The sequence below is a fragment of the Peterkaempfera griseoplana genome, from assembly GCF_001418575.1.
Lineage (GTDB): Bacteria > Actinomycetota > Actinomycetes > Streptomycetales > Streptomycetaceae > Peterkaempfera > Peterkaempfera griseoplana.
Map to the genome: position 1 here is coordinate 1 of NZ_LIQR01000114.1, position 26,537 is coordinate 26,537.

At 69.1% G+C, this 26,537-nt stretch carries 14 protein-coding genes and 3 pseudogenes; 7 read left to right on the forward strand and 10 right to left on the reverse strand.

What is annotated here, in order from left to right; all coding sequences use genetic code 11:
- The first annotated feature begins 1,088 nt into the window (after positions 1-1,088).
- The 3 genes and pseudogenes from AOK09_RS09460 to AOK09_RS09470 all read left to right on the forward strand — a co-directional run bounded on the left by AOK09_RS09460 (position 1,089) and on the right by AOK09_RS09470 (position 6,447).
- Positions 1,089-1,370: a helix-turn-helix domain-containing protein gene (locus tag AOK09_RS09460; protein ID WP_245687204.1), complete on the forward strand. Its 282-nt coding sequence runs from the start codon at positions 1,089-1,091 to the stop codon at positions 1,368-1,370.
- A gap of 241 nt (positions 1,371-1,611) precedes the next feature.
- A pseudogene (locus AOK09_RS09465) lies at positions 1,612-2,888 on the forward strand (PP2C family protein-serine/threonine phosphatase).
- A gap of 430 nt (positions 2,889-3,318) precedes the next feature.
- Complete coding sequence (locus AOK09_RS09470; RefSeq protein WP_107101285.1) at positions 3,319-6,447, forward strand: WD40 repeat domain-containing serine/threonine protein kinase; 3,129 nt, start codon at positions 3,319-3,321, stop codon at positions 6,445-6,447.
- 33 nt (positions 6,448-6,480) lie between these two features.
- Here AOK09_RS09470 and AOK09_RS09475 read toward each other — a convergent pair whose 3' ends face one another.
- The 7 genes and pseudogenes from AOK09_RS09475 to AOK09_RS09510 all read right to left on the reverse strand — a co-directional run bounded on the left by AOK09_RS09475 (position 6,481) and on the right by AOK09_RS09510 (position 15,939).
- Complete coding sequence (locus AOK09_RS09475; RefSeq protein ID WP_245687197.1) at positions 6,481-6,918, reverse strand: HflX-like GTP-binding protein; 438 nt, start codon at positions 6,916-6,918, stop codon at positions 6,481-6,483.
- 73 nt (positions 6,919-6,991) lie between these two features.
- Positions 6,992-7,866, reverse strand: a protein-coding gene (locus AOK09_RS37525) for an IS5 family transposase (protein WP_407675381.1) whose coding sequence is annotated in 2 segments (ribosomal slippage) — positions 6,992-7,509 and positions 7,509-7,866 — 876 coding nt in all. Because the reading frame shifts where the segments join, the coding sequence is not laid out codon by codon here.
- A 170-nt stretch (positions 7,867-8,036) separates the two neighbouring features.
- Entirely contained in the window at positions 8,037-11,267 is a 3,231-nt protein-coding gene (locus AOK09_RS09490) for a WD40 repeat domain-containing serine/threonine protein kinase (RefSeq protein WP_079062888.1), read from the reverse strand.
- Positions 11,268-11,488: 221 nt separating this feature from the next.
- A pseudogene (locus AOK09_RS37530) lies at positions 11,489-11,973 on the reverse strand (transposase); the annotation flags it as partial.
- Positions 11,974-12,404: 431 nt separating this feature from the next.
- Positions 12,405-13,841 carry a M1 family metallopeptidase gene (locus AOK09_RS09500; RefSeq protein WP_055586686.1) on the reverse strand — a complete coding sequence of 479 codons (1,437 nt, stop codon included), beginning with the start codon at positions 13,839-13,841 and terminating at the stop codon, positions 12,405-12,407.
- The gene (locus tag AOK09_RS09505; protein ID WP_245687198.1) at positions 13,834-14,232 is read right to left on the reverse strand and encodes a M28 family peptidase; all 399 of its coding nucleotides are present in this window, start codon (positions 14,230-14,232) and stop codon (positions 13,834-13,836) included. The genes AOK09_RS09500 and AOK09_RS09505 overlap by 8 nt, the downstream gene beginning before the upstream one ends.
- 198 nt (positions 14,233-14,430) lie before the next feature.
- Entirely contained in the window at positions 14,431-15,939 is a 1,509-nt protein-coding gene (locus AOK09_RS09510) for an outer membrane protein assembly factor BamB family protein (protein ID WP_055586688.1), read from the reverse strand.
- Positions 15,940-16,576: 637 nt separating this feature from the next.
- On the opposite strand from AOK09_RS09510, the pseudogene AOK09_RS37535 reads away from it, so the two are divergent.
- A pseudogene (locus tag AOK09_RS37535) lies at positions 16,577-16,873 on the forward strand (transposase); the annotation flags it as partial.
- Positions 16,874-16,880: 7 nt separating this feature from the next.
- Here the strand turns inward: AOK09_RS37535 and AOK09_RS09515 are convergent.
- Entirely contained in the window at positions 16,881-17,360 is a 480-nt protein-coding gene (locus AOK09_RS09515) for a nuclear transport factor 2 family protein (RefSeq protein ID WP_055586729.1), read from the reverse strand.
- Between the two features lie 398 nt (positions 17,361-17,758).
- Between AOK09_RS09515 and AOK09_RS09520 the strand changes: the two genes are divergently transcribed.
- Positions 17,759-18,613, forward strand: a complete 855-nt coding sequence (locus AOK09_RS09520) for a polysaccharide deacetylase family protein (RefSeq protein WP_055586689.1) — start codon at positions 17,759-17,761, stop codon at positions 18,611-18,613.
- A 253-nt stretch (positions 18,614-18,866) separates the two neighbouring features.
- Here AOK09_RS09520 and AOK09_RS09525 read toward each other — a convergent pair whose 3' ends face one another.
- Both AOK09_RS09525 and AOK09_RS09530 read right to left on the reverse strand, forming a co-directional pair.
- Complete coding sequence (locus tag AOK09_RS09525; RefSeq protein ID WP_079062890.1) at positions 18,867-19,553, reverse strand: response regulator; 687 nt, start codon at positions 19,551-19,553, stop codon at positions 18,867-18,869.
- Positions 19,550-20,869 carry a sensor histidine kinase gene (locus AOK09_RS09530; RefSeq protein ID WP_055586690.1) on the reverse strand — a complete coding sequence of 440 codons (1,320 nt, stop codon included), beginning with the start codon at positions 20,867-20,869 and terminating at the stop codon, positions 19,550-19,552. Before AOK09_RS09530 ends, AOK09_RS09525 begins: the two co-directional genes overlap by 4 nt.
- 132 nt (positions 20,870-21,001) lie before the next feature.
- Here AOK09_RS09530 and AOK09_RS09535 point away from each other — a divergent pair, with 132 nt between their 5' ends.
- Both AOK09_RS09535 and AOK09_RS09540 read left to right on the forward strand, forming a co-directional pair.
- Positions 21,002-21,568 (forward strand): class I SAM-dependent methyltransferase, encoded by a 567-nt coding sequence (locus AOK09_RS09535; RefSeq protein ID WP_055586731.1) that lies wholly within the window; start codon positions 21,002-21,004, stop codon positions 21,566-21,568.
- Positions 21,569-22,827: 1,259 nt separating this feature from the next.
- Complete coding sequence (locus AOK09_RS09540; RefSeq protein WP_079062891.1) at positions 22,828-26,472, forward strand: glycoside hydrolase family 3 C-terminal domain-containing protein; 3,645 nt, start codon at positions 22,828-22,830, stop codon at positions 26,470-26,472.
- Positions 26,473-26,537 lie beyond the last annotated feature (65 nt).

A 26,537-nucleotide genomic window follows, 5' to 3' on the forward strand; every position in this document is an offset into this window, starting at 1 on the left:
TCTGCTGACCGCGGTGGTGCCGGGAGCCAAGGGCGTCGCGAAGGGCGTAGAGATCGCCGATGGTGGCCTCCTCGGCGAAGCGGGCCAGGAGCCGGCGAACGGTGCGGTCGTCACCGCCCCGGACAGCCTCGGCGATGGCTTCGACCAGGGCCGACTGCCCACTCGGCGTCACGGACGCACCTCCCAGCTCTTCCCCAGCAGCCTCCTGCGCGGTGCCCCACGCCTTCCGCTGGGCGCGGCGACGGCCGGGGGCGCCGCCACGGCACCAGGAAGATTACCTGCTGGCCCGACACGCCAAAATCTATACCCGCCGAAGTAGACATAGCTTCCGTGCGGGGTTAGTGTTTCTCTCGTAGACAGCAGTCGGCGAGACCGGCCAGACACGAACTGGCCGGGTAGTTGGACAGAAGTTCGCAGTACGGTCCGGCAGTGGAGCACCGAAGCCAGGAGTTACAGGTCGGCGACGGGGCTGACTGCCGGACCAGGCGGCCCGCAGGTATCAGGGGCCGCCGATCAGCAACACCCTCGGCAGTGCACCGTTCCGTGGTGCACTGCCGGCAGCCGCAGAAGAGGCAGGATCTCGGCAAAGGCGTCCAGGCTGCGGCGCGCGTGCCGAGAACTCGTGGCAGTGCGGTTCCGAGCCAGTGAAAGCCCACAGGCGACGGGGTCGGCTGCCGGACCGGTGAACCCTCACGGACACCGGGCAAAGGATGCGGTTCAGCAAGCGCCGCACCTGCAGTACCCGTTGAAAGATCAGTCCAGAGGATGAATGGAGGGCGGAAACGCCATCAGGATCGCCCGGCCCGTGAAGTCCTGCCCGGGCGGACACCGCAGACCCCAACGCAAGGACGGTGGTTTCCGGTCACGCATACGCGATCCCCGCACGCCCCCTCGCCTGGGGCGGTGCGACAGTAGAGGACCGGCTCAGACCGGTGGATGGTGTAATTCCCCTTCGGGGCCCCGGAGCCGACCAGGCACCGGGGCCCCTCGACGCGTTCTCCACGAGAACCCAGAGAGGTGCAGTGACCAGTCCGACCAGCCCCCGCACACCCGACAAACTCGACGACGACGACTACCCCGCCTACACCATGGGCCGCGCCGCCGAGATGACCGGCACCACCCCCGCCTTCCTACGAGCCCTGGGCGAACACCGCCTCATCACCCCGCTGCGCTCCGAAGGCGGCCACCGCCGCTACTCCCGCTACCAACTGCGCCTCGCCCAGCGCGCCCGGGACCTCGTCGGCCAAGGCACCCCCATCGAGGCCGCCTGCCGCATCATCATCCTCGAGGACCAACTCGAAGAAGCACTGCGCATCAACACAGAACTGCGCCGGCACGCCGGGGAGCCGAAGCCGGAAGCGGACACCTGACCTCTGCCCCGCCCCCGAGACCGGGCCTCCACCCGACGGGCCACTCCCGGACCGCAAAGAGCGAACGCATCAGCGGAAACACCGGGCCGCCCTTCACCGCGCACATCCCACGACAGCCCCACCAGACAGGTCGTCTCGTCGAGGCCGCCAGCGGTGCAACCAGTGGATCAACGGCGGCGCCATCAACTCGTGATGCCTACGGTTGAGACAGGAGGGGGTGCCCGGTCCGAGGGAGACCGCCATGGAGCATGATCGGCTCGACATGGGTGAAACCCTCGCCGCAGCCGAGGACGCGGCGCCCGTGGAGTCCATCGATGTGGTCGCCCGCAATCTGCGGGAGCGGTTCGCTGCCAGGGAGGTGTCGTTCCTGTTCCTCGACGTCACGGGCCAGCAGGTGGTGCGGTTCGTCGGGGAAGCCACACCGTCCAGGGACCGCGCCCAGCAGATTCCTCTGGCCGACAGCCTTTACGAGCAGGTACTACGCACGCAGCAGCTGACACGGGCACCCGCCAGCGGACAGAGAGAGCGGGTGATCGCCCCGGTCACGAACCGGGGCGACACCGTCGGCGTGCTGGAGCTGACGCTGCCCGAGGCCACCGACGAGGTACTGGAGCAGGTCGGCGAGGCCGCCCACGCGCTGGCGTACATCATCGTCACCGACCGCCGGTTCACCGACCTCTACCACTGGGGGCGGCGCACCACGCCGATGAGTCTGGCCGCCGAGATCCAGCACCAGCTCCTGCCGTCGGCCAGTTGCTGCGAAGCCGCCCAGTTCACCGTCGCCGCAGGCCTGGTGTCGTCCGACAGCATCGGCGGCGATACCTACGACTACTCTCTCGATCGCGACACGCTCCACCTGTCCATCACCGACGCCATGGGCCACGACCTCGACTCCGCCCTGCTGGCGACCCTCCTGGTCAGCGCCTCCCGCAGCGCCCGCCGGGCCGGGTGCGACCTGGCCGAACAGGCACGGAAGACCAACAAGGCCATCCTGGACCACGCCAGCGAAGCCCTGGCCACCGGCCAGATGCTGCGCATTCGCCTGGACGGCACCCGCACCGAGCTCGTCAACGCGGGCCATCCTTGGCCTCTACGCCTGCGCGACGGCCAGGTGAAGGAAGAGTCCATGAACATCGACTTGGCCTTCGGAGTCTCCTCGGCCACCACCTACCGCGTGCAGCACCTCGACCTGCGCCCCGGTGATCGCATCGTGTTCTACACCGACGGCATGAGGGAACGGCAAGCCGAGACCCTCGACCTGCCCGCCCTCATTCGCAATACCGCGTCCGACCATCCCCGCGACGTCGTGCGGGCACTGTCCGGCGCAGTTATCGACGCATGCGGCGGCCACCTGAGGATGACGCCACCGTCCTGTGCCTGGACTGGCACGGAGCGAATTTGGGTGGCCGCCACCCACGCGCAGGAGCTGACACGTCCCCGCTCTTCGGCATCTCCAAGTCCGCTGCCGACCGAATCGTTGACCACACCGGCATGTTGCTCGCCCTCAGGCAGCGGTAGCGGTGCCACAAGAGCACCATCCTGATTGTGGAGCAGCACCCTGGTGCCCACACACAACCACAGCATCGCCGAGCAGGTGTACGCAGTTCCACCTGACCCCGGGGGCTTGCTCCCGGTGACGGTCGTGGCGCCCGAATGTGAGACGGCCGTCGACTGATCCTTCGGATTGTCGAGATCACGAAGGGGAGATCAGCACAATGACCCCACCCGACAGTCTGCCGTTCGCCGTCCGCCCTGGAGCGCGGAGCACTTCGGGAGTACCGGTCGTCGTGGAGATCGGGGCAGGTACCCGGGGCGAGCGACCACTTGGCGATGGCGAGTCTCGGCCGGTCGTTGAGTTTTGCCGCTTCCTGGGCTTGTCCCCGTACCTACCGCCATAATCGCGTGAGGCCGACTGCGCGGAGGCTCGGCTCTTCGGGGAGGTCCGCTGGTGAAGGCTTTGGAGCCGGATGATCCGGTGAACGTGGGGCCATACCGGATCACGGCGCGGCTTGGTGTTGGAGGGATGGGGCGTGTCTACCTCGGCGAGTCAAGGGCTGGGCGGGCGGTCGCCGTCAAGGTGGTGCGGTCCGAGTTAGCGGCGGATCAGGAGTTCCGTCGCCGGTTCGCCCGCGAGGTTGCCGCAGCCCGGCGTGTCAGCGGGGCCTTCACCGCCCCTGTGCTCGCGGCCGACCCGGACGGTGAGCCGCCGTGGCTGGCTACCCAGTACATACCCGGCCCGTGCCTGGCCGATGTGGTCAGCACACACGGTCCTCTGCCCGAGAGCGCGGTCCGGGCACTCGGGGCTGGCCTCCTGGAGGCCGTCGATGCGATCCACTCCGCCGGTGTCGTGCACCGCGACCTGAAGCCGTCGAACGTTCTGATCGCGGAGGACGGGCCGCGGGTCATCGACTTCGGCATATCGTCGGCCGCCGAGTTGAGCGCGATCACCCGCGCTGGATCCGTCGTCGGTACGCCCGGGTTCATGTCACCCGAGCAGTTGCTCGGTGAGTCGATCGGTACGGCGAGCGATGTCTTCTCTCTGGGCGCCTTGCTGGTGTACGCGGCCACCGGTGAGGGCGCGTTCGGGCAAGGACCTGCCCATGCGCTGATGTACCGCATCGTCCACGAGGAGCCGGATCTTCACGCCGTACCCGAGCTCTTGAGGGCACCACTGGCCGGCTGCCTGGCCAAGGACCCGAGCGCGCGGCCCGACGTATCGTCTCTGCTCGCCCTCCTGGCACCGTCCGAGCCCCTGGGTCCGCACAACCCGTCCTGGCCGCCACCGACCGTCGTCGCGACTCTGTCTACCCATGCTGCTCCCACCATGACCGCCCCCGGCAAGAACAGTGCAGAGCGAGGTGCGAGGGCTCTGTTCGCCGGCCGTATCCGCCTCGGCCGGATCCTGGGCTTCGGGCGCCATCCCTCGGCTCCAGTCGGCCCCGCGGAGATGGCGGGGCAGCCAGCGGTTCGGCAGTCGGCGCAGGCTGCAGCGTCCCGCTCGGCGCGGCCCGCGCCGACGCCCACCCGGCCGGCCTCCGCGCCGCGTGCTCCAGTACCCGAGGCGTTCACGCTCGAGGCCTCCGCCTCGCTCCTCGACTGCATCGTGCATGGCGACCGCACCCTGGCCGTGACCGTCGCAAACGAGGCGACCGACCCAATCGTCTGGGACCTTGCGGAACGCAAGTTGCTCAGAGTGCTGAAGGGCAATCAAGGCCCCGTTCGAGGGTTGTCCTGCGCACGTGTGGACGGCAGGAGCGTCGCCGTCACGGCCAGCATGGACAACACCATTCGCGTATGGGACCTGCAGTCCGGGGCCGTGCTGCGCACCATCGAGCATCCCTCGCATCCGATCTTCGCCGACGAGGTGCGCTGCGGCGAACTCGACGGACGGCCCGTGGTGCTCGCCGTGTTCCGCGGCGACGGCGCGGTGCACACCTTCGAGCTTGAGAGCGGCACCGAGATCGAATCACTGGGGCATCGCATCGATGCGAACCGAGTGGATTCCCTGCGGTGCATCACGATGGCGGACGGCCGCTCCGTGGTGCTGACGTTCGGGTCCGGAAAACACGTGGGCGTCTGGGATCTCCGCACGAGGGAGCGCATCGCCGACCTGGATGCGCCGCTGCAAGAGGCGTGGGCCGCAGTATTCGCCGAGGTCCACGGGCGTCCGGTAGTCCTGGCCGGTGGACGAGGCCCAGGTCGGGAAGTACTGCACGTCTGGGACTTGGCCGCGTCTGGTGGTCCGACGCTCTGCTCCCTGCAGACTGGTGGCGACATCTGGGATGCCGCCACGGCGTCGGTGGATGGGCGGCCCGTCGCCGTCACGGTCGGTCATGCAGGGGTGCAGGTATGGGACCTGGACACTCTCAGTCTGGTGGCAGATCTCACGCTTCCCGACAACGCCCAGTTCGTCGGGAAGCTCCTGTGCACGCACCTGCACGGCCATCCGTGCGCCGTGCTGGCCACAGACGCGGGCACCCTGCGCGTCCTGCCGTTGGCAGGCGAACTCCGGGCGCCGAACTGGCCGGCGACCACTCGAGCACCAGCCACCAGTGCGGGCGCGACCCCACAGCCGCTGCGCCCGGCCTTCGTGCAGTCATCGAGCGGCGGTGCGCGCGTATCCGCCCGCATCACCGCACGGCACACGCTGACCGAGCCTGGCCCGCAGTTCTCGGCACTGACCTGCACGGTTGTGGGCGGCCGCCCCCTTGCTGTGATCGCGACCCGGGAGGGACTGCGGATCTGGGATGTGGCGACCGGCTCCCATCTCGGCCTGTTGATCGAGGGCTACCGGTTTCAGACGGTGGCACTGGCCTGCGGAACCCTGCGGGGCCGTCCGATCGCTGTAGCCGGCGACGACGACGGAATGGTGCGCGTCTGGGACCTCGAACGCCACCAGGAGCGGATGGCCCTGCAGTGCCAGAAACGCGGTGTCCTCTCCATCGCCTGCACCACCCTTGAAGGCCGGACACTGGCCGTCGTCGGCGGCAGGGACGACGTGGTTCGAGTCTGGGATCTGGCCGTACAGAAGCAAATCGCCTCCTTCGGCGTCCGGGACGTGGTGTCGCTCGAGGTCGCCCACATCGACGGTCAGTCCGTCGTCCTGGCCGGTGACGAAGACGGCCGACTGAGCCTGTGGGACCTGGCATCCGCAAGCCCTCGCATGGCCACGCTGCGCAGCGCGAGCGGGCCAGTCGAGTCGATCGCCTGGGCCGACACCCCCCAGGGCCCCGTAGCCGTGCTGGGCGGTCCCCTGACCCATCTGTGGGACCTGACCACCCTGCAGCGCATCGGCTCCCTCGGCGACGGCCGGGACTACCCCCACGCCGCCTGCTGCACGTTGGTCGAGGACTGGTCGCTCACGATGGTGGCGACCCGTCAAGGGCAACTGAAAATCTGGGACCTAGCGTCCCGGCACCTGATCGGGCAGGAATCCTTCCTCGTCGAGGAGGCGGCCTCCAACCAGGACCTGCGTGCGGTGGCAGCAATTCCCCGGCGGCTCGGCGCGATCCTGGTCGCTGCCCGGGCCGACGGAATCGTCGGCACCTTTGACCTCACCCTGGAACCCAACCACTAGGGCCTGTTTCAAAAGCTTGCTTCGAGTGAGCGGTCAGTCGGCGGTGAGGATGTCGGAAAGGCTCACGGCGGGGCGCCCAAGCATTGCTGTCAGCACGCGCTGCTGGCGCTCGGTCAAAGAGGCAACGAAGATCACTGCGTCAGCATTGGCCTGGTCACAGGCCTGGGCCACCTCGCGGACCTTTCCGTAGCTCAGCAAAGTCCGCGACGAGTAGGGCAGACCCATCTTCTGGACCCCGCCGTCCGAGACGCCTCGTCGCTGCACAATCTGCACGACGACCCGAGCGCCCCGCGCTGTCAGTTCTACGGCTGCCGACGCCATGAGCGTTTCGAAGTCCTTCTGCTTTGCCGAGAAGTAGCCGACCAGGACCACATCAGCCCCCGCAGCCGTGAGCTGCGAGGACTGGCGCCGGGCCCGCTCCGGCGGCACGCGGCGAGCAATGCGGCGGTCGCGCCTTCTGGGCTGATGCATGGACCACAGGCTAGAAGCCTGGCCACCTGCAGCGATACCACGTTTCTCGTGGGCCGAGGGTCGGCCAGGAAGATCAGAGCCACTCGTTGATGACGGCGATCGTGACGGTGGCCTCGTAGCGGACGGCCAGCTTGTCGTACCTGGTGGCCACCGCTCGATGGCGCTTGAGGCGGTTGATCCCACACTCGACCGCGTGGCGCTCGCGGTAGTCGGCCTTGTCGAACTTTGGCGGGCGGCCGCCGCGAGCGCCCAGCTTCTTGCGGTTGCGGATCTGGTCGGACTTCTCCGGGATCGTGCAGCGGATCCCACGTCTGCGCAGGTAGTCGCGGTTGGCTCGCGACCCGTAAGCCTTGTCTGCCCGCACCCGACCCGGTCGCCGGCGCGGCCTGCCAACGCCGGCCCGAGGCACCCGGATGCGCTCCAGGACGGGCTGGAACTGGGGACTGTCGTGCCGCTGACCGGCGGTGACCAGGAAGGAAAGTGGTTTTTGGCCGTGCTCGACCGCCAGGTGCACCTTCGTCGTCAGTCCACCGCGTGAGCGTCCGAGCCCGTGGTCGGCGGGCTCGACTGCGACTCCGCCTGGTTTGTCCTGCTGCAGGTCCCCCTTTTACGAGCGCCCGCCGCATGCTGATGCGCCCGCGCGACCGTGGAGTCCACGCTCACGTCCCAGATGATCAGGCCCTTCGCGTCAGCCTCGGCCTGCAACTGGGAGAGGATCCGACTCCAGGTGCCGTCGCGCTGCCAGCGCCGGAAGAGCCCGTAAACGGTCTCCCACTCACCGTAGCGGGCGGGAACGTCTCGCCAGGGCGCACCGGTCCGCGTCCGCCAGCGTATGCCGTTGATCAGCTGCCGCTTCGACCAGACCGGAGGCCGCCCCGGCTTCTTGCCTACCGGCAACAGCGGCTCCAGCCTGGCCCATTGCTCGCTCGTCAGATCCCCACGTCCCACGAGTGGATCATGACAGACCTTGATCCACTTTTGAAACAGGCCCTAGTACTCCAGTGGCGGTTCTCCAGCAGCAGCGACTCCAGTTCCGCCGCCCACCAGACGGCCTCGACATCTGACTTCACAACCGACCAACACCGCATGGGCCGGGAACGCCCGTGCCGTGGGCGAGCCTACTCGTGTCGGACGAGGGTGAGATCGTAGGTGGCGGCTGCACCGTCCCCTCGGACGGCCACCAGGATCGTGCCGCGCAGTCCGGGCACCGTGGTCAATGCGCACAGGCCCTCTCCCATGTGGTCCGCCTCAACGGACTCCAGCAGGGCGGCTTCGCCGATCGGTTTCCGAGCGGCCAGGTTCCACACTTGCAGGACCCCCTTGCCGGGGGTGGCCAGCACCAGCGGCACATCCTCGACCCGTGTACCGTGGACGGTGCGGTATTCGGCGCGGGACAGGTCGCCGACAGAAGCTCTCCGCCGCAGGTCCGTCAGGTCCCACAGATGCAGGCGAGTACCGCCAAGGACCGCTATGTGGTGCCGACCGGCAGTGCTGTGGGCCAGAGAGCCAACGGGCCAGTCTTCGGAGCGCAGGGTGGCTGTGCGTGAGCCGTCCCGCAGGTCCCACAGGGTCAGTCTGCCTTCCTCGTCGCAGGCAAGGACCGTGGGATGACCGCCGATTTCGGCAATTGCAAGGGAGACCACGTCGCGGGCGCCGAACGCCATCGTCTGCTGCTGCGTCGCGAGGTCCCAGACGCGCACCTCGTCGTCCCGGCCACCCACGATGGCCAGGGGCCGGTCCGCGAGGTTTGTGCAGATCAGAGAGAGCACCTCGTGCCGTTGACTCTGCAGGGACAGGTGTTCCTGTCGCTCGGCCAAGTCCCACACCCGCATCAGGCCGCTGGCGTCACCCGCCGCGACGACCGGCCGCCCACTCAGGGTGGCGCACGACAGCGCGTGAGCCTGGAAGAGGCTCCCTGACGTGCTCAGGGAACCCAGGCGGGCCCCTGCTGCAACGTCCCACAGTCCCATGCCACCGGGCCCGCCGAGCACCGCCACGGCACGCCCGTTCACCAGCGACCAGTCCATGCACGTGATCCGGGGGCCGCGCCCAGTGAGAATGTGGCGCTGAGCGACCTCAACGGCGAGCCCCTTGGTGGCAGGCACCTGGGCCACCTGTACTCCGCGGCTTTGCCTCCCTTTCTGAATCGCGGGAGAGGCGATGGCGGGCCAGTCGAGTGTGCTCAGGGCTGCGGTCAGACTGAGCACGTGCACGCGATGTATCCACGGCTCGCCCGGTCCTGTGGGCACCGTTCCCACCGCGGCGACCACACAGGAGTGACCGCCGATCTTGATACAGGCGAGGTCGCGGACGGAGGCGGCACGTCCGGGAAGGGACAGGGTTGCCACCTCGCTGAAGGTTTCCGCATCCCAGACCCGGACATGATCATCGCCTGTGACAGCAACAGGGCGGCCGTCGACCCATGCGGGCCGTACTGCACCCGTGGCGCGGTAATTGCCATCTTGCAGGAGGATCTGCGGCCGCTTTCCCGCAGTCAATGCCCATACCGGCAGTTGGCCGCCCTCGCCACGCCCGCCGCAGATCACGAGCGTGCGGTCGCCGACCTCGATGCAGCATGCATCCCACGTATCTTCCAGCGGAGAGATCAACCTGTGCACCGGAGCGTGGGTGGTCAGGTCCCATACCCGAACCATGCGATCCGCCGCAATGGTGAGCACGACCGGCCGGCCATCGATCCGTGTGCAGCCGATGAGGTCGGCACGAGAGCCGTTGAGCATCGGGCCAGCAATGGGGATCTCGCTGAACGTCCGCAGATCATAGACGCGCATGAGGCGAGAGCCCCCCGTTCCCGCAACAACCGCAGGAATGCCGTCCAGTTCGGTGCAGAAGACTTTTTGGACTGGGAAAGAGTCACGCGGATACAGGATCGTGTTCAGCAGAGTATGGTCGGCCAGACTCCAGACGCGGATCGTCCCGTCGTCTCCTGCCGTGACAGCGGCACTCCGGCCCTCGAGAGTCACGCAGCAGACGTCTCTCACCGCATCGGTATGCCCGGCGAGTACGCCGGTTTGCGCCTGCGCGTTGAGGTCCCAGACGGTGGGCGTGGCGCTGTCCGGTGACACCACCACGGCTAGGGTCCGCTCACCGTCGACAAGGCAGTCGAGGGAGACAGCGTCGGTGTCGAGGACGAAGCCTTCGAACGAGGCAGCCGCTGGCTTGACCCGGGTCGCGACTGGGCCGGGGGGTGTCTGCGTCAATACGGGCGGCACAATGATGTTCTGGCGGGGATCGGGAGCGGCGCCTGGGGCGCCTGCCGGTGGCGCAGGCGGGGCCGCGACGTCCTCAGGAGCTTCCATAGCGCCGGCGGGAGACTCTGCAGGTGGCACGGGCAGCGACGGGACTGTGGGAAGGCGTCGACGAATGCCCAGGACCCGGCCCAGCCACGTGCCCTGCTTCTCCTCACCACGCTCCGGCGCGCCGCCTTCGATACTGATGACCGTAGCGGCATCGGGCCGCGACAACGTCGCAGCAATCGCCGACGGCAGCCACCGCCGCTCACCAAGGCCACCGAGTTCGCTCTGCGACACCCCGTGCGGCAGCAACTCTGCCAATAGCTGAGCCACGCCTGGACGGTCATCAGGGTCCTTGGCCAAGGCGCGGCCCAGCGGAGTGCGCAAGGCCTCGGGCACCGCATCGAGACGAGCCTGGTCATGAACGATTCGGTACATCAACGCTGGCGCCGCGGCTTGACCGAACGCTGATGCACCAGTCGCTGCGAAGACCAGCAAAGCACCCAGAGAAAAGATGTCGCTCGCCGGCCCCACCGGCTTGCCTACCAACTGCTCCGGCGACATGAACCCTGGAGTTCCCACAATCGAGCCCGTCCGGGTGAGCGCACTGAATTCGGGCGCAACCGAGATCCCGAAGTCGATGACCCGCGGCCCGTCCGCCGCCAGCAGCACGTTGGACGGCTTCAGATCGCGGTGCACCAGCCCAGAAGAGTGGATCGACTCCAAAGCCTCCAAAAGGCCGGCACCAAGCAGCCGCACGGAACCTTCCGGCAGGGCACCATGCGCGCTCAGCACATCGGACAGACAGGGCCCTGGGACGTAGAGCGTGGCAAGCCACGGCGGATCGCTGTCCGGGTCCGCACCCAACACCGGAGCAGTGAACGCCCCGCTCACCCTCTGCGCGGCGGCGACCTCACGTGCGAACCGGCGGCGGAACTCCGCGTCTTCGGCCAATTCCGAGTGGACCACTTTGACCGCGGCCCTCCGACCAGCTCTCGAATGACCGACGTAGACACGTCCCATGCCTCCAGCGCCCAGACGTGCAGTGATCCGATACGGTCCCACCTGCTCGGGATCTCCCGGCTCCAGTGCCTGCATCCCACTCACCCCCACGTCTGGACGTCGTACGCGCCAGCATCCATTGTCTTGAGACGCGCAAGATCGTGGCGACAGTTGCAGGCAGAGGCCCGCACCCGCGTTGGCGGCAAGAGCAGTCGGCGACGGCGGGATGGGCGCAATGCAGCAGCTATGCGGACTGATCGCGGGTCACACCCGCTGGAGTGCTGTGTGAGTCGGCCACTCGGTGATCCGTGTTGGGGTTATGCGGTCAGTTCAACGGGTGCCGCACTGTCGTCGTCGGTTCCGTCGATCGGGTGCAGGCGGGCTTTGGCGAGGAGGTCGAGGCCCATATAGCGGCCGCCCTCGGTCCCCTCGTCGTTCTGCTCGGCCAGCACCGCCCCGACCAGGCGAATGGTCGCAGAGCGATCAGGGAAGATCCCGACGACGTCCGTGCGGCGCCTGATTTCCTTGCCAGCCGCTCCTGCGGATTGTTCGACCAGATCGACTTCCAGACGGTGCGCGGGAGCGCGGTGAAGGCCAGGAGGTCTTCTCGGGCGCCCTCCAGGTGCCCGGCCAGCGCCGGGAACTTCTCGTCCAGGGCGGCCGCTCACGGTGGCCATCTGTGCGCGGACAGCGGCGGCGTCCGATTGCTCGAAGATCGTCTCAGCAGTATGGCCACTCAGGGCTGTGCGGACTCCGGCGCCTGGTTGATCAAGTTCCGGGCGCAGTGGGTGTGACAGCGCCGGGATCAGGGCGGTGGCCTGGGCCGCCGCAGCGGTGAGCATGGCGGTGCCCCCAGGAAGCTGCAGACGGCGTTCCAGGCCAGGGGACGGCCACCGTCGTCCTCCGGCTTCGGCCTGGAGGCAGGCGTGGAGCGGCAGTTGGAGGACTCCGGGGACACCCGCACCCGACTCACCTGGGGCCCTTTGCCCGGGTCTACAAGGAGAACGACACCTCGGCGTTCAAACGGTGGCGACCTTGAGCCGGCGGATCTCGGACCGTCCGTGCCCGGTGCCGCGCGTGCGGCCCTGGGGTGGGATGCCTTGCATCAAAGGCGGGGCCAGGTCGGATCCGTCATGACCATGGTGCGGGCACTGGGCGGTTGATCCGTCTCGCGGCGCCCACTGAGGGTGGGCCCGACCGGGGTGGCGGTGCGTGTCCCGGTCGGGTCCTCCCTCAGTGGGCGCCGGGCCTGAGCTTGGCCAGGCTGCCCGGGTACAGATACTTCTGGGGCGGAATGACCGTGCTGTGTGCCCAGGCGCGGAAGAAGCCGTTGAGGTCCTTGCCCGAGACCTGCGCCGCCAGCTTCTCGAAGGCCGGCCAGGACGCGTTGCCGTAGGCGTGATCGGCGGTCCACCGCTTGAGGGTGGCGAAGAAGGTGTCGTCACCCACGTACCGGCGCAGCGCGTGCATCATCAGGGAGCCCTTGTCGTACAGGGCGGGGTCGAGTTCCGTGCCGGGGCCCGCGTCGTAGAGGGGGACGTCCCAGAAGGTCGGGTTGTCCCGGTTCCCTTCGAGTACCCACTGGTAGAAGCCGGTGTCCAGATCAGCGCCCAGGTGCTCGTCCCAGAGCTGGTTGGCGTACTGCGCGAAGCACTCGGCGATGCAGCCGTCCCGCCAGTCCGTGAAGGAGACGCTGTCCCCGAACCACTGGTGGGTGATCTCGTGGACCATCGACACGTCGAAGAGGGCGCCGGAGTAGGTGGGACGGCCCTGGGTCTCCAGGGCGAGGGGCGTGCCCTCGTCGGTGATGCCGTTGATCGCGATGCCGCCCGCCGAGTCGAAGGGGTAGGGCCCGAACTTCGAGGAGAGGAAGGAGATGATCTCCGCCTGGAGCGCGGGGGTGGCCGGATCGGTGAGCGCGCCGGGGCTGTACGCGTCGATCACCGGCGTGCCGTCCGGCAGCGCGTACTTCTGCACGGTGAACCTGTCGATGGCGACGGTGGCCAGGTAGGTGGCCATCGGGCGGTCCTCGGACCAGCGGTACGTGGTGCGGCCGCCGCCGGAGGTGGTCCTGCCCGGGACGCCGTTGCCGATCGCGGTCCAGCCGTCCGGCACGGTCACGGTCAGGCCGAAGGTGGCCTTGTCGGACGGATGGTCGTTGGACGGGAACCAGGAGGTGGCCCCGTGGGGCTCGCCGATGGCGTCGGCGCCGCCGTCCTGGAGTGTGTGCCAGCCCTCGTGGTCGGGTGTGCCGGCGTAGGTGACGCGGACGGTGAACGGGCGACCGGCGGGCAGGCGCCCGGCGGGTGTGACGACCAGTTCATGGGCGCCGCTGCGGGTCACCTCACGGGCCGGCCGGCCGTTGACGGTGACCGTGCCGATCCGGAATCCCTTCAGGTCCAGGTCGAAGCGGTCCAGGTCCTCGGTGGCCCGTGCGGTGACCGTGGTGTCGCCGTCGAGGTGATCGGGGTGCGCGGGGTCGTAGCCCAGGTGCACGTCGTAGTGGGTGACGTCGTAGCCGGAGTTGCCGTCGTCGGGGAAGTAAGGGTCGCCGACGCCTGCTCCGCCGGTGATCGCCGCGGCCGGGAGCGCGGTCAGCAGCAGCGAGCCGGCGGCAGCCAGCGGGGCGACCACCGTGAGGCGGCGGCGGAAGCGGCGGGCGTCAGGCATGGTGGGCGTCCTTGCGGGGGTCGGTGGTGGCCAGTTGCCAGGTCACGCCGAGAACGGCGTTGGCGCTGGCGGTCTCGGTGGGCGGGTCGACGTTGGTGATGTCGTCGCAGGGCTCGTGGATGCAGTCGGAGATGCCGGTGCTGAACCCGCCCACGGGGATGCCGGCGTCGTCGAAGGACTCGTGGTCCGAGCCCCCGGCCCCGACGTCGAAGGTGGGCAGGCCGTGCGCGGCGAAGTAGGCCTGGTAGGCGTCGTACGTCTCCGGGTCGCCCTTGGTGACCAGCCAGAACTGCACGTTCTTGGAGCCGGCCTGGTCGAAGTTGGAGTACACGCAGGACCAGCAGGCGGCGGCGACGGCCCAAAACACCGCGCGGGCAGCGGGAGCGCCCACCTGCCTTCTCACGGCCGGGAGCTGGCGGGTCCGGTCGCCGGCGGATCCGCTGTGGGAGTGGTACGTGGGGCACACCGCCTGTCCTGGCGGTGTGCCCCACGGTTCGCTTCACGTTCGAAGCGTTCGAGCCCCCTGGGCGCGCCCTGGCCCACGCCCCACCGCGTCACCGTCGTCCAGCGACGCGGTCACAGGGGTCACTTACTTTCCGTCGAGCGAGAAGGCATAGAGCTTGTCGTTGTCGCCCTTGTAGCCGAGACCGAGCCCGGCGGTGCGGTAGCCGCTGCCCCAGTAGACGGTTCCGTTGACGACCGACGCGCCGGCCCACACGGAGCCCCCGCTGGGGAAGGCCCACTTGATCTGACCGGTGTCGGCGTCGAAGGCATACATGTTGTTGCCGGTGGGTGCGCTGGAGTCGGCGTACATCACACCGTTGGCAGCGGAGACGAACCCGTCGTCGATGTAGGAGCCCTGCGGGTCGGCGACCTGCCAGAGGATCTTACCGGTGGCCGCGTCGAGGGCCGCCCACAGGCCACCTGTCGTCGTCGTCTTCTTTCCGTCGTACGACGTCAGCGTGTAACTCCTGTGCGAGCCGTTCGCGATCGCGACGAAGATGTGCTTCCCGTCAGTGGCCGACCCCCACTCGATGCCGCCGAGCGCTCCGCCCGGTCCGGCCTGGCTCTTCCAGACCACCTTGCCGGTGGCCGGGTCGAGCGCCCAGTAGATGCCGCTCTTCTGGCCGATACCGAGCAGGTCGGTGCGCTTGCCGTTCACCGTGGTGGTGTACAGGTTGGGCGCGCTGCCGAAATCGTAGTCGGGTGCGTCGTTCGGGACGGGTACGGTCCAGGTGTCCGCGGTCAGCGTCGGGCGGGCCCAGTCGATCTTGCCGCTCTTGAGGTTGAGCGCCAGGATGCTGTCGATGTGGTCCTCGGCGACCGGCGGGGTGCAGTCAGCCTCTCCGGGGTCGGTGCAAACACCGGGCGGAGTGGTGTAGTTGTTGCCGGTGGCCACATAGAGTTCGCCGGTCTTGTGGTCGACGACCGCCTGGCTGCCCCACATGGCGCCGCCCGTGTAGCCCTTGGGAATGGTGTAGGTCTTCCACAGAATCCTGCCGGTGGTGGCGCTGGCCGCGATCACCGATCCGCGGAAGGTCTGCGGCCCGCTCAGGGTCTCGCCCTTCGAGGATGTGCCGAAGTAGACCACTCCGTTGTCCACGGTCGGCGAGCTGGTGACGATGGTGGCCGGGTCCTCGTCGACCTTGGTGCGCCACAGCATCTTGCCGGTGCGGGCGTTGATGCCCACGATGTAGGCGCTCTTCATCGCTGAGACGCCCTGCGCTCCGGTGCCGATCACGAGCTCGCCGTGCCAGTACGCCGGGCTCGTGCGCGAGACGTCACCGGTGATGCCGTCGTAGGAGCTGATGTCGCGGGACCAGATGGCCTTGCCCGTAGTGGCGTTGATCGCCCAGAGCTTCCCGCCCCAGTCCGGTACGTAGACCACTCCCTTGACCACGGTCGCGGTGGCCGAGATGTCACCGGCGGTGGTGAAGGTCCACTTGGGCTTCAGCTTGCCCACGTTCGCCGAGTTGATGGTGTGTTCGGTCGCCGCATACCGGGTGTTGTGGTTGTTCTGCCCGGCGCTGGCCCAGTCCGGCTGCACGGAGACACTTGCCTTGGCCTGACCGCCCGGAGCCGTGCGGTCCCCGAGCACGGCCGCTCCCGCAGGCCAGCCGGCAAGGGCTCCCATTGCGAGCGCGCCCGTGGCCCCTATGGCCCACAGCTTTGAACGCCGGCTGCGTTGACTGGTTCTGGTCGACATACGGATCGCTCCTTCAACGGGCCCACTCCTGCTCCTGCGAGCACCGCTGTAAGCACTCGGGTGGGCAAGGCTCCGCAGCAGATGCGAATGTCTGCTGCTGTACTGACGGCGAGCCTAGGTTTTGCACAGCCGATGGAATGACTGCGAGTGCACAGGGATTAGCCCAGGAGCGATGGCGTTTCGTCGTTCCGTGAACCTTGGCCACAGCGACGGCCAACACCGTTTGGACAATGTTGTTCGAGATCGCTCGGTTCGCGGCACGAGCTGGACGGTTGCTGGGCCTGCGTCGCGGACACCCCGGGTGGAGGGTGGCATTCGCGGTGGCTGCTGCGCTTGGTCCGCTCCGAATGGCCTGCAGGAAACCCGATGCAACCTGACGTATGCCCAAATCCTGTGGGGCGGTGCCGGGACGGCATGCGGAGGGCGCAGCTCTGAGGGCTGCCTGGTCTACCCGCACCCGGAGGACCCGAAATGACGCCACCCCCCTCGCCGGCACCGGATTGCTCCCTAGCCCCCGCAGCCGGGCCGGTTTGGGCGTCCGCCCGTGCACGACCTGCGCCGCCTCATGGACGCAGTTCTGTACGTCGACCGAGCGGGCATCCCCTGGCGTTACCTGCCGCACGACTTCGCGCCTTGGGAAACCGTCTACGGGTACTTCGCCGCCTGGCGGAAGGACGGCGTGTTCGACCAGCCAAGCGGCCTGCTTCGCCGCCGGGTACGCGAAGCCGAAGGCCGCCGAGCCGAACCAAGCGCCTGCGTACTCGACTCCGAGAGCATCAAGACCTCCGCCAATGTGCACCGCACCGGCCAGGGCCTCGACGCGGGCGGTGTCGTCAGGGCTGTGATGCATCCGCGATGGGAAGTCGGTCAGTTTCGCGGCCGAAGGGGAGGAAGACGGTGCGGCTGGCGAGCAACCAGACGCCGTCCACCCTGCGGAAGACATCCTCGTAGTGGCCGACGTTCACCGGGAGCCTGGGCTCGATCATCCCACCTGAGTAGCCGTCGATCCGGTATGTCGTCAGATACGAGACGGACCGCGCTGTCGCTTCGGACTCCACCGTGACCAGGATGTTCGTCATCAGACGGCGCGAGAGCCTGTCCGCCGGGCGTGAGGCGAAGTAGGCGCGCAGGGCCTCGCGCCCCTCGATGCGCCGGTCCCCGAAAGGCCAGTGCCACACACCGTCGGGCGTGAACAGCTCGGCCACCGAACTCGGGTTGCCGAGGTCAAGGCGGTGGATGAAGTCCACGATGATGCGCTCACAGGCGCGTTCGGCGAGCATCCGCGCGACCGGGGAAATGATTTCGTCGTCCATGCCCCTGTCTATCAGCCCTAACAGGTGCCGGCGCAACGGCTTATCCACGGCCTTGTCGATACTGCTGTCCTCGCCCGTGATCACCGCGGTCTTCCCGGCCGGCCTGCCCGACCCCCCATCCACAACACTGCGCTTCAGCCTCTGCCGGCTTCAGCAACCGACGGGACAGCCCCGTGGCACCTGCCCGACCCCCGCCCTGAAGGCTGTCGCCCCCGCAGAGCCGTCCCCGTCCGGCCTGAGGCCTTGCACCGCCTCGATGGGCTTGGAACGTGCGATACCCAGACTTTCATCATATTTTCCGATCATGTAAGCATGTCCCTCCGGGACGCCGTCGTTTCGCCGGTTAACGTGCCCGTCGACGATCAACACCAGCAGGACAATCACAGGAGAAGCACGTCATGCGCCGCAGCCGGATACGGGCTTCCGCAGCCGCAGTAGTGGCCCTCACGTTCCTGTCCACCGCGTGCACCTCCTCCGGTGGCAGCAACACCGGCAGGTCCCCCTTCCCGGAGCCCAGCGGCACTGCCCAGGCCGTCGTCCGGCCCCCTGCCGGCACCAAGAGCGCCGCTGCCGTCTGGCGGGCCTGGGGCCTCAAACCTCTGCCGCATGCCCCGCAGCCGCCCGCCGGGCCCGTGGTGAGGCTCGCAGGCTCGGGCGCCGTACCCGTGATCAGCCGGGTCCCGACCAAGGACAAGGTCGTCTTCATCACCATCGACGACGGCGCCGAGAAGGACCCCAAGTTCGTCCGCATGATGCGAGAGCTCAAGGTGCCCTTCACCATGTTCCTGACCGACGCGGCCATCAAGGACGACTACAGCTACTTCAAGCCCCTCCAGCAGCTCGGCAACACCATCCAGAACCACACCCTCACCCACCCGAACATGCCGGCACTCGGCGTGGCCGCGCAGCGTGCGCAGGTGTGCGGCCAGCAGGGGAAGCTGACCAAGGAGTACGGCAAAGCCCCGGTGCTCTTCCGCCCGCCGTACGGCAACTACAACACGGCCACCCTGCAGGCGGTGAAGGGCTGCGGGCCCGGAGCAGTGGTGCTCTGGAAGGAGACCATGCAGATCCACCGCCTGCAGTACCAGTCAGCCGACCACCGCCTGCGCCCCGGCGACATCATCCTGGCCCACTTCCGCGGCCCCTCCGAGCTCAAAGGCGAAACCATGACCCGGATGTTCGCCACCCTGCTGCGTCTGATCGGTCAGCAGGGCTTCGCGGTCGCCCGGCTCGACGACTACATCGCCCCCTGACGGTCACTTCGGCTGAAGGCCGTCCCGCCCTGCTGCGGGAGTCCTCCAACTGCCGCTCCACGCATGCCTCCAGACCGAACCGGTCGGAGGAGTGTGCCCCGGGCCGCTGCGGCACGGACGCCGACAGCTGGTCGTCGATGTCCGAGAAGATCGCGGCGCATCCCGGGGTGGTACCCGATGGCAGGAGGGTCACCGGTTGATCCCTCGGGATGTCCGAGGGCACGGAGCGGAGACCGGCACGGCTGTCGTCTGTTCAGTCCCCGGCTCGTACCAGCCCGCTCTCGTAGGCGAATATCACTGCGTGAACACGGTCGCGGAGGCCGAGTTTGGTCAGGATGCGGCCGAGGTGGGTTTTGACGGTCGTCTCGCCCACGAAGAGGCGCTCGGCGATCTCGCCGTTGGCCAGCCCCCGGGCGACCAGGGCGAGGACTTCCCGTTCCCGGTCGGTGAGCGCGGTCAGGAGCCTGCGCTGGGCGGGCTCGGACGCGGGGGCTTGCAGGACGAAGCGTTCGACCAGACGCCGGGTGAGTGAGGGTGCCACCATGACCTCTCCCCGCAGCACCGCCCGGACGGTGACCAGGATCTCCTCGGCGGGGGCGTCCTTGACGAGGAAGCCGTTCGCACCGGCGCGCAGGGCGGCGTAGGCGTACTCGTCCAGGTCGAAGGTGGTGACGACCAGGATCCGGGGTCCTTGCGGCTGCGCGCAGAGGTGTTCGGTCGCGGCGAGCCCGTCCAGGCCGGGCATGCGCACGTCCATCAGGACGAGGTCCGGCGCCAGGGCGGCCACGCCCGCGATCGCGGCATCCCCGTCGGCGGCCTCGCCCACCACCGTGAGGTCGGGCTGGCTGTCGATGACCATGCGCAGTCCCATCCGGATCAGCTGCTGGTCGTCGCAGATCAGCACCCGCGCCGACGACGCGGTGGAGGTCGGGCCGGTCACGAGGCTCCCGTCGTGGAGTGGGGCGTCGAGGGCCGGGGCGTTGTGGACTGGGACGTCGAGGGTTGGGGCTCCGTGGAGCGCAGCGTGGCGGTGACCCGGTAGCCGCCGTCGGGTGTGGGTCCGGCGTCGAAGCTCCCGCCGTACAGGGCGGTGCGTTCGCGCATGCCGGTGAGTCCGTGACCGGGGAGAAGCAGCGGGGTGGGGTGCTCCTGGGCCGCCCGCACTCCGGATCCGGACGAGTTCTCCACCCGGACGCTGACCTCCCGCCCGGGTCCCTGGGTGCCGGTGTCGACCCGGACCCGGACCGCGGCGTCGGACGGCGCGTGTTTGACGACGTTGGTGAGCGCCTCCTGCACGATGCGGTACGTCTGCGCGGTGAGATCCGCCGGAAGGCCGCCTCCCTCGCCCCGTTGGTCCAGCCGGGCGCGCCTGCCGTTGGTGTTGAGGCGTCCGACCAGCCGCCGGAGATCGGTGGCGAGGCAGTCCCCGGCCCCGCCGTGGTCCGATGCGGGGCCGGGGCCGTGGGCCGGGGTGTCCGTCCCGGCGGTGCGCAGCACCCCCAGCAGCCGGCGCAGCTCGTCCAGGGCCTCACGGCCGGTCGCGCTGATCACACCGAGGGTGCGGTCGACGACCGTGGGGTCGGTGTGCCGCATCAGCCGGCCGCCCTCGGCGTTCAGCACCATCACGCTCACACTGTGCGCGAGGACGTCATGGATCTCGCGGGCGATGCGCGCCCGCTCCTCGGCGGCGGCGACCCGGGCCAGGGCGAGGCGCTCCGACTCGGCGAGCGCGGCCCTGCGTTCGAACTCGGCGATATAGGCGCGCCGGGCACGGATGTACTCGCCGAACACCCAGGCCCCGGCCAGCAGAAGCCCCACGGCGAGCGCGGTGAGCCAGGCACCGCGGGCACCCGGATCTCCGTGGGTGCGCTGCACGCCGGGAATCCACAGCAGTGCGCAGCCTGCAGCACCGAGAACCGTGGCCGCGGCGGCGCGGCGCAGGCCGCGTACCGTGAGGGTGGCGAGGATCGCGGCCAGGGCGGTGGCGCCGCGTCCTGGTTCCTGGCCCCATACCTGGCCGAGGTTCTGTGCCCAGAAGGCGGTGGTCACCAGCGCTGCGACGAGGACCGGCCGGTGGCGGCGCCACAGCAGGGGCAGTACCAAGGCCGCGTACACGACCACCTGTACCCGGACGGGCCGCCAGCCGGACTGGGGGCGGATCACCGGGGGCACGGCCACCAGAGCGAGGAGCAGGACGTCCGTGAGCCACGGATGTCCTTGCCGCAGGCGGGACAGGGTCTCGATCAGCCGTTGCACCGCCTCAGGCTATGGTCGGGGCCTGTTCCCCGGCATCGTCCTGGCGGTGGTCACGGGGTCCTCCCGGGGTCGTACGCACACCGGCCGGGGATACGACGTCCGGCCACCCGGGGCCCTTCCAGCATGGCCGCCATGTCGATCACCACCGAGTTCCTCCGGCGGCCCCTCATGACCGGTGCCGTTGCCCCCAGTTCACGGCAACTTGCCCAGGCGATGACCGAGGGTGTCGGTCTGGAACGGGCCCGGCTCGTCGCCGAGCTCGGTCCGGGGACCGGGGTGTTCACCGACGCGATCCTCGCGCGGCTCGCCCCGGACGCGCGGCTCGTCGCCGTCGAGCTCAACCCAGTGCTCGCCGCCCGGCTGTCGGCCACCCGGCACGACAGCCGGCTGACGGTGGTCCAGGGCACGGCCGCCGGGCTGGCCGCCGCAGTGGGCGAACCGGTCGACGCGGTGATCTCCGGGCTGCCCTGGACGGTCATGCCGCAGGACCGGCGCGGGCGCATCCTGGACGCCGTGACCGAAGTCCTCGCACCCGGCGGCCGGTTCGCCACCTTCGCCTATCTGCACGCGGCCTGGACCCCGCCCGCCCGCCACTTCACGGCCGAACTCGCCTGCCGTTTCGACCGGTTGGAGCGCTCGAGGGCGGTGTGGGCGAACCTCCCGCCCGCCTTCGTGCACCGGGCCACCCGGAGACGATGACCGCGAGCAGGCCCACGACGGCAGGGCCGGCCCGAGGGGGCGGAGGGGCGAGTTCGCGGGGCCGGCGCGGAGGCTGCCGTCTGCGGCGCGACGGCCGCTACCGCTCCCGGCGCGCTGCGTCCGGTCGCGGCGGTCGCTGATGCCGTCCTAGCCGTACGGCGGGCGCCATCCCGTCCCCCACCAGGGAAGGCGCCGGCCCAGCCGGCGAAGAGGTTCTGGCGCGGGCGGCGGACTCCGCTCCGGGTGACCATCACCGGGTCCATCCACGCCGCCGTGCTCCTGATCCCGGAGTCTGCTTGGACGCGGCCGTGGAACCCGTCGGCGAGTTCTCGCGACGGGGCCTGGGGGGCCGAGCTGGCCGGTGACGTGCCGGGCGGCCGGTGGCTGATCGTCCCCGCCGAACACGACAGCCACCGTCCGCGCAGGCCGGCAGTCGAGGAAGGCACGGGCGGGTGCCGCCCGCAGACGACCTGGGGCTCCTCCTCCAGGCGGTGGCACAGAAGGGCATGTCCCCGACGAGTGGAAGTCAGGCGCGTGCACTTGGCCCGGGCCTCCCCCGCGCCCTCAGCGTCAGCCGGCCCGCGAGCGGACCGGACCCACTCCGGGCACACACTCCGGGCAGACACTCCGGCCACTGACAACGTCGGGTGCGGCCGGAGATCAGCGGTCAAGGGCGCCCGAGGTGTCGGCGCGGCGGGCTCACCGCACTTCTGCTGTCCGACGCCTTGACTCCACAACAGTGAGCGCTAACACTCTTTTATCGGATGAAGGCACTGCTTCGCCCCTCCTCGTGGCGGGGCGCTTCGTCATGCATTCTTCGGAGGTCGAGGGCCCACAAACCAATAGAACAGCACACGGATCCGGCGGTACACGCTCATGGGCCGACCCATGTCGGCCGGTGAGCGCCGGCCCCTGTCATCAACGCTAACAACTGGCTGTTTCCTCCGAACAGGATGTTGCTCATGCGTGATATGCCGTCCGACGGTCAGGGCAGCGCAGGTGCCGCCGCCCCAGGCGTGTCAGGGACGCCGAGACGGCCCGACAGGCGGCCCCTCCCCCGCGCGACGTCCGCTTCGTGAGCAGCTCATCCCCTGACGGACGATCAGGTCCGATCGCAGGGCCGGCCGTGGCGAGCGGGCCGGCCCGCACCTCACCGCCTTCGCAGGGCGCCTGCCGCGCCCGGATCGTGCGGTGCCCGCGCGCCCGGACCCGCTCCCATCTTTCTCCGAGTCACCATCCACCACGTGCAAGGAGAGGCAATGCGCTGGAGTAACGCACCCGTGAGGTACGCGGTCATGGCGACCGTGTGCTCTCTCGGACTGGTCGGCACGATCGCCGGGACCGCGCAGGCGAAACCGCCTGCCGCGACGCAGGCGTCCGTGCCGATCTACCTGGACACCTCCTACTCGTTCCAGGAACGGGCCGCGGATCTGGTCTCGCGGATGTCCCTCGACGAGAAGGCCCAGCAACTGCGCACCAACAGCGCACCGGCCATCCCCCGGCTGGGCGTGCAGCAGTACACGTACTGGAGCGAGGGGCAGCACGGCATCAACGCGCTGTTCGCCAACACCAACCCCGGCTCGGTGACCGGTGGTGTGCACGCCACCAGCTTCCCCACCAACTTCGCCGCGTCCATGTCCTGGGACAAGAACCTGATCTACCGGGAGACGACCGCGGTCTCCGACGAGGCCCGCGGCCTGCTGGACAAGTCGCTGTGGGGCACCGCGCAGAACAACCTCGGCCCCTCGAAGGACGACTACGGCATGCTCACCTACTGGGCGCCGACGGTCAATCTCGACCGCGACCCGCGCTGGGGACGCACCGACGAGGCGTTCGGCGAGGACCCGTACTTCACCGGGCAGATGGCCGGGGCGTTCGTCAACGGCTACCAGGGGCAGACCCAGGACGGCAAGCCCATGGGCAAGTACCTCAAGGTCGCCTCGACCGCCAAGCACTACGCGCTCAACGACGTCGAGCAGAACCGCACCGGCATCAGCTCCGACGTCACCGACAACGACCTGTACGACTACTACACCGCGCAGTTCAGGAGCCTGATAGAGAAGGCCCATGTCGCCGGCCTGATGACCTCGTACAACGCCATCAACGGCACGCCGTCGGTGGCCAACACGTACACCACCAACCAGATCGCTCAGCGCACCTACGGCTTCGCCGGCTACATCACCTCCGACTGCGGCGCGGTCGGCACCACGTACCAGAGCTTCCCCTCCGGCCACGACTGGGCCCCGCCGGGCTGGACGACCGACCGCAAGGGCGGCAACGCGACCTGGACCAACGACGCCACCGGCGAGAAGGTCTCCGGCGCCGCCGGCGGCCAGGCCTACGCACTGCGGGCGGGCACCAACGTCAACTGCACCGGGACGGAGGCCACGACGCCCGATCTGGAGCAGGCGATCCGGGCCGGCATCCTCAGCGAGGGCGTCGTCGACAACGCGCTGGTGCACCTGTTCACGGTCCGGATGCAGACCGGTGAGTTCGACCCGGTGGACAAGCAGCCGTACACGCGGATCACCAAGGACGTCATCGAGTCCCCGGCCCACCAGGACCTCGCACGGACCGTCGCCGACAACTCGCTCGTCCTGCTGCAGAACGACAAGGTCGCCGCCACCGGCAAACCCGTGCTGCCGGCCGACCCGGCGAAGCTGGGCAAGGTCGTCATCGTCGGCGACCAGGCGGGCAAGTTCACCCTCGGAGGCTACTCCGGCGACCCCACCAAGAAGGTGGACGCCGTCCAGGGCATCACCGCCCAGCTCAAGGCGGCCAACCCCGCCGCGCAGGTGGTGTACGACGCGGCGGGCACGTCCACCACCGCTAAGGGCGAGGCGACGCTCAGCGACCAGACCCAGGCCGACATCAAGGACGCCGACCTGGTGGTCGTCGCCGTCGGCACCGACGACGCCACCGCCGGCGAGGGCAAGGACCGCAGCGGGCTGGCGCTGCCCGGCAACTACGGCAGCCTCATCGACCAGGTCACCGCCCTGGGCAACCCCAGGACGGTGCTGGACATCCAGTCCGACGGGCCGGTCGCCATCGAGGCCTACCGCGCCAAGGTCGCCTCGATCGTCTTCGCCGGCTACAACGGGGAGAGTCAGGGCGACGCCCTCGCCGACGTGCTGTTCGGCAGGCAGAACCCCGGCGGGCACCTCAACTTCACCTGGTACAAGGACGACTCGCAGCTGCCGGACATCTCCGACTACGACCTGGCCCCCGGCGGGACGGGCGGCCTGGGCCGCACGTACCAGTACTTCACCGGCACCCCCACGTACCCCTTCGGCTACGGCCTGAGCTACAGCTCCTTCGCCTACTCCCACGTCCGGGCCGACCGCTCCTCGGTGGACGCCGACGGCACGGTGAAGGTCAGCTTCGACGTCACCAACACCGGTACCGTGCCCGGGACCACCGTCGCCCAGCTTTACGCGGCCACCGACTTCTCCGTCGCCGGCCGGGAACTGCCGAAGAAGCGGCTGGCCGGCTTCCAGAAGACCAGGGTCCTCAGGCCGGGCGCCACCCAGCACATCACCCTGCCGGTGCGCGTCCCCGACCTCGCCTTCCACGACGGCCAGAAGGCCAGGCAGGTCGTCTTCGACGGCAGGTACCGCTTCCAGGTCGGGCCGGACGCGGCCACCACCGCCGGATCCGCCTCGGTCACCGTCCACGGCGGCCTCACTCCGCACGTGCAGTACGTGACGGTGCAGCCCGAGTCCGTGGTCTACGACGCCGGGGCCACCATCGACCTCACGGCCCGCAACCAGTGGATCAAGGATGACACCGACCCGGCCGCCCAGCCCGGCCGGAACCTGAGCGTCACCGCGGACCACGTCGTCGAGGCGGTCAACGACGACGGCTCCTTCGTGGACCTGTCCAAGTCCAGGGTCCACTACTCCAGCAGCGACCCGTCGGTCGCCACCGTCAGTGCGAAGGGTGTCGTCACGACGGTGGGCAACGGTGCGGCCACCATCAGCGCGACCGTGAACGGCGTCACCGGCTCCGCGGTGATCCGCGTGCACCACACCTTGACGATCGCCTCGACGCCGATCGTCAAGCCGGGCTCCACCGTCACGGCGACCACCACGTACACCAACTCCGGTCCCACCGCCCTGCCGAACGCGTCGGTCAGCGTCGACGTGCCCGACGGGTGGACCGCGGTGGCGACCTCCCCGGCCACCTTCTCCAGCGTCCCGGCCGGCGCCTCGGTGAAGACCACCTGGACCATCACACCCCCGGACGGCGTGGGGCCGGGCTCCTACGCCCTCGCCGCCTCCGCCACCTACCAGGGCGCCAAGGCCAGTGACGACGCGGCCGGGCAGTTGCTGGTCCCGTACTCCTCCCTCAGCGACATCATCACCAACATCGGCGTCAGCGACGACGCCAACCCCGGCGCCGGCAACCTCGACGGCGGGAACGCAAGCCTGTCCCAGCAGGCCCTCGCCGCCCAGGGGATCACCTCCGGCGGCACCGTCACCCACGACGGCCTGACCTTCACCTGGCCCACCACGGGCACCGGCAAGCCCGACAACATCGTGGCCAGCGGCCAGACCGTCCCCTTCACCGGCAGCGGCACCAAACTCGGCTTCCTCGGCACCGCCGACTACGGCAACGCCTCCGGCACCGGGATGATCACCTACACCGACGGAACCAGCCAGACCTTCAGCCTGTCCTTCTCCGACTGGTGGAACAACAGCGCCGCCGACGGGAGCGACATCCTGGCCACCACCGACTACTTCAACAACGCGGGAGGCAAGTACCAGCAGAAGGTCAGCGTGTACGGCGCCACCGTCCCGCTCCAGGCAGGCAAGACCGTCGCCTACCTGACCCTGCCGAACATCGGCCCGAACGCGGCCACCAACCAGGTCGCCATGCACCTGTTCGCCCTGACCATCGGCTGACCCCCGGCCAGCGCGACGCGGCGCGCCGCCATCGTCCGGCCGGCCACGGCCCGGACGGTGGCGGC

What these genes read in the sequence shown, in the direction of transcription:
- AOK09_RS09460 (WP_245687204.1), top strand. Translation starts at nt 1,089, where the DNA reads ATGGGCCGCGCCGCCGAGATGACCGGCACCACCCCCGCCTTCCTACGA.
- AOK09_RS09475 (WP_245687197.1), bottom strand. Translation starts at nt 6,918, where the DNA reads ATGCATCAGCCCAGAAGGCGCGACCGCCGCATTGCTCGCCGCGTGCCG.
- AOK09_RS09490 (WP_079062888.1), bottom strand. Translation starts at nt 11,267, where the DNA reads ATGCAGGCACTGGAGCCGGGAGATCCCGAGCAGGTGGGACCGTATCGG.
- AOK09_RS09500 (WP_055586686.1), bottom strand. Translation starts at nt 13,841, where the DNA reads ATGCCTGACGCCCGCCGCTTCCGCCGCCGCCTCACGGTGGTCGCCCCG.
- AOK09_RS09515 (WP_055586729.1), bottom strand. Translation starts at nt 17,360, where the DNA reads ATGGACGACGAAATCATTTCCCCGGTCGCGCGGATGCTCGCCGAACGC.
- AOK09_RS09520 (WP_055586689.1), top strand. Translation starts at nt 17,759, where the DNA reads ATGCGCCGCAGCCGGATACGGGCTTCCGCAGCCGCAGTAGTGGCCCTC.
- AOK09_RS09535 (WP_055586731.1), top strand. Translation starts at nt 21,002, where the DNA reads ATGTCGATCACCACCGAGTTCCTCCGGCGGCCCCTCATGACCGGTGCC.
- AOK09_RS09540 (WP_079062891.1), top strand. Translation starts at nt 22,828, where the DNA reads ATGCGCTGGAGTAACGCACCCGTGAGGTACGCGGTCATGGCGACCGTG.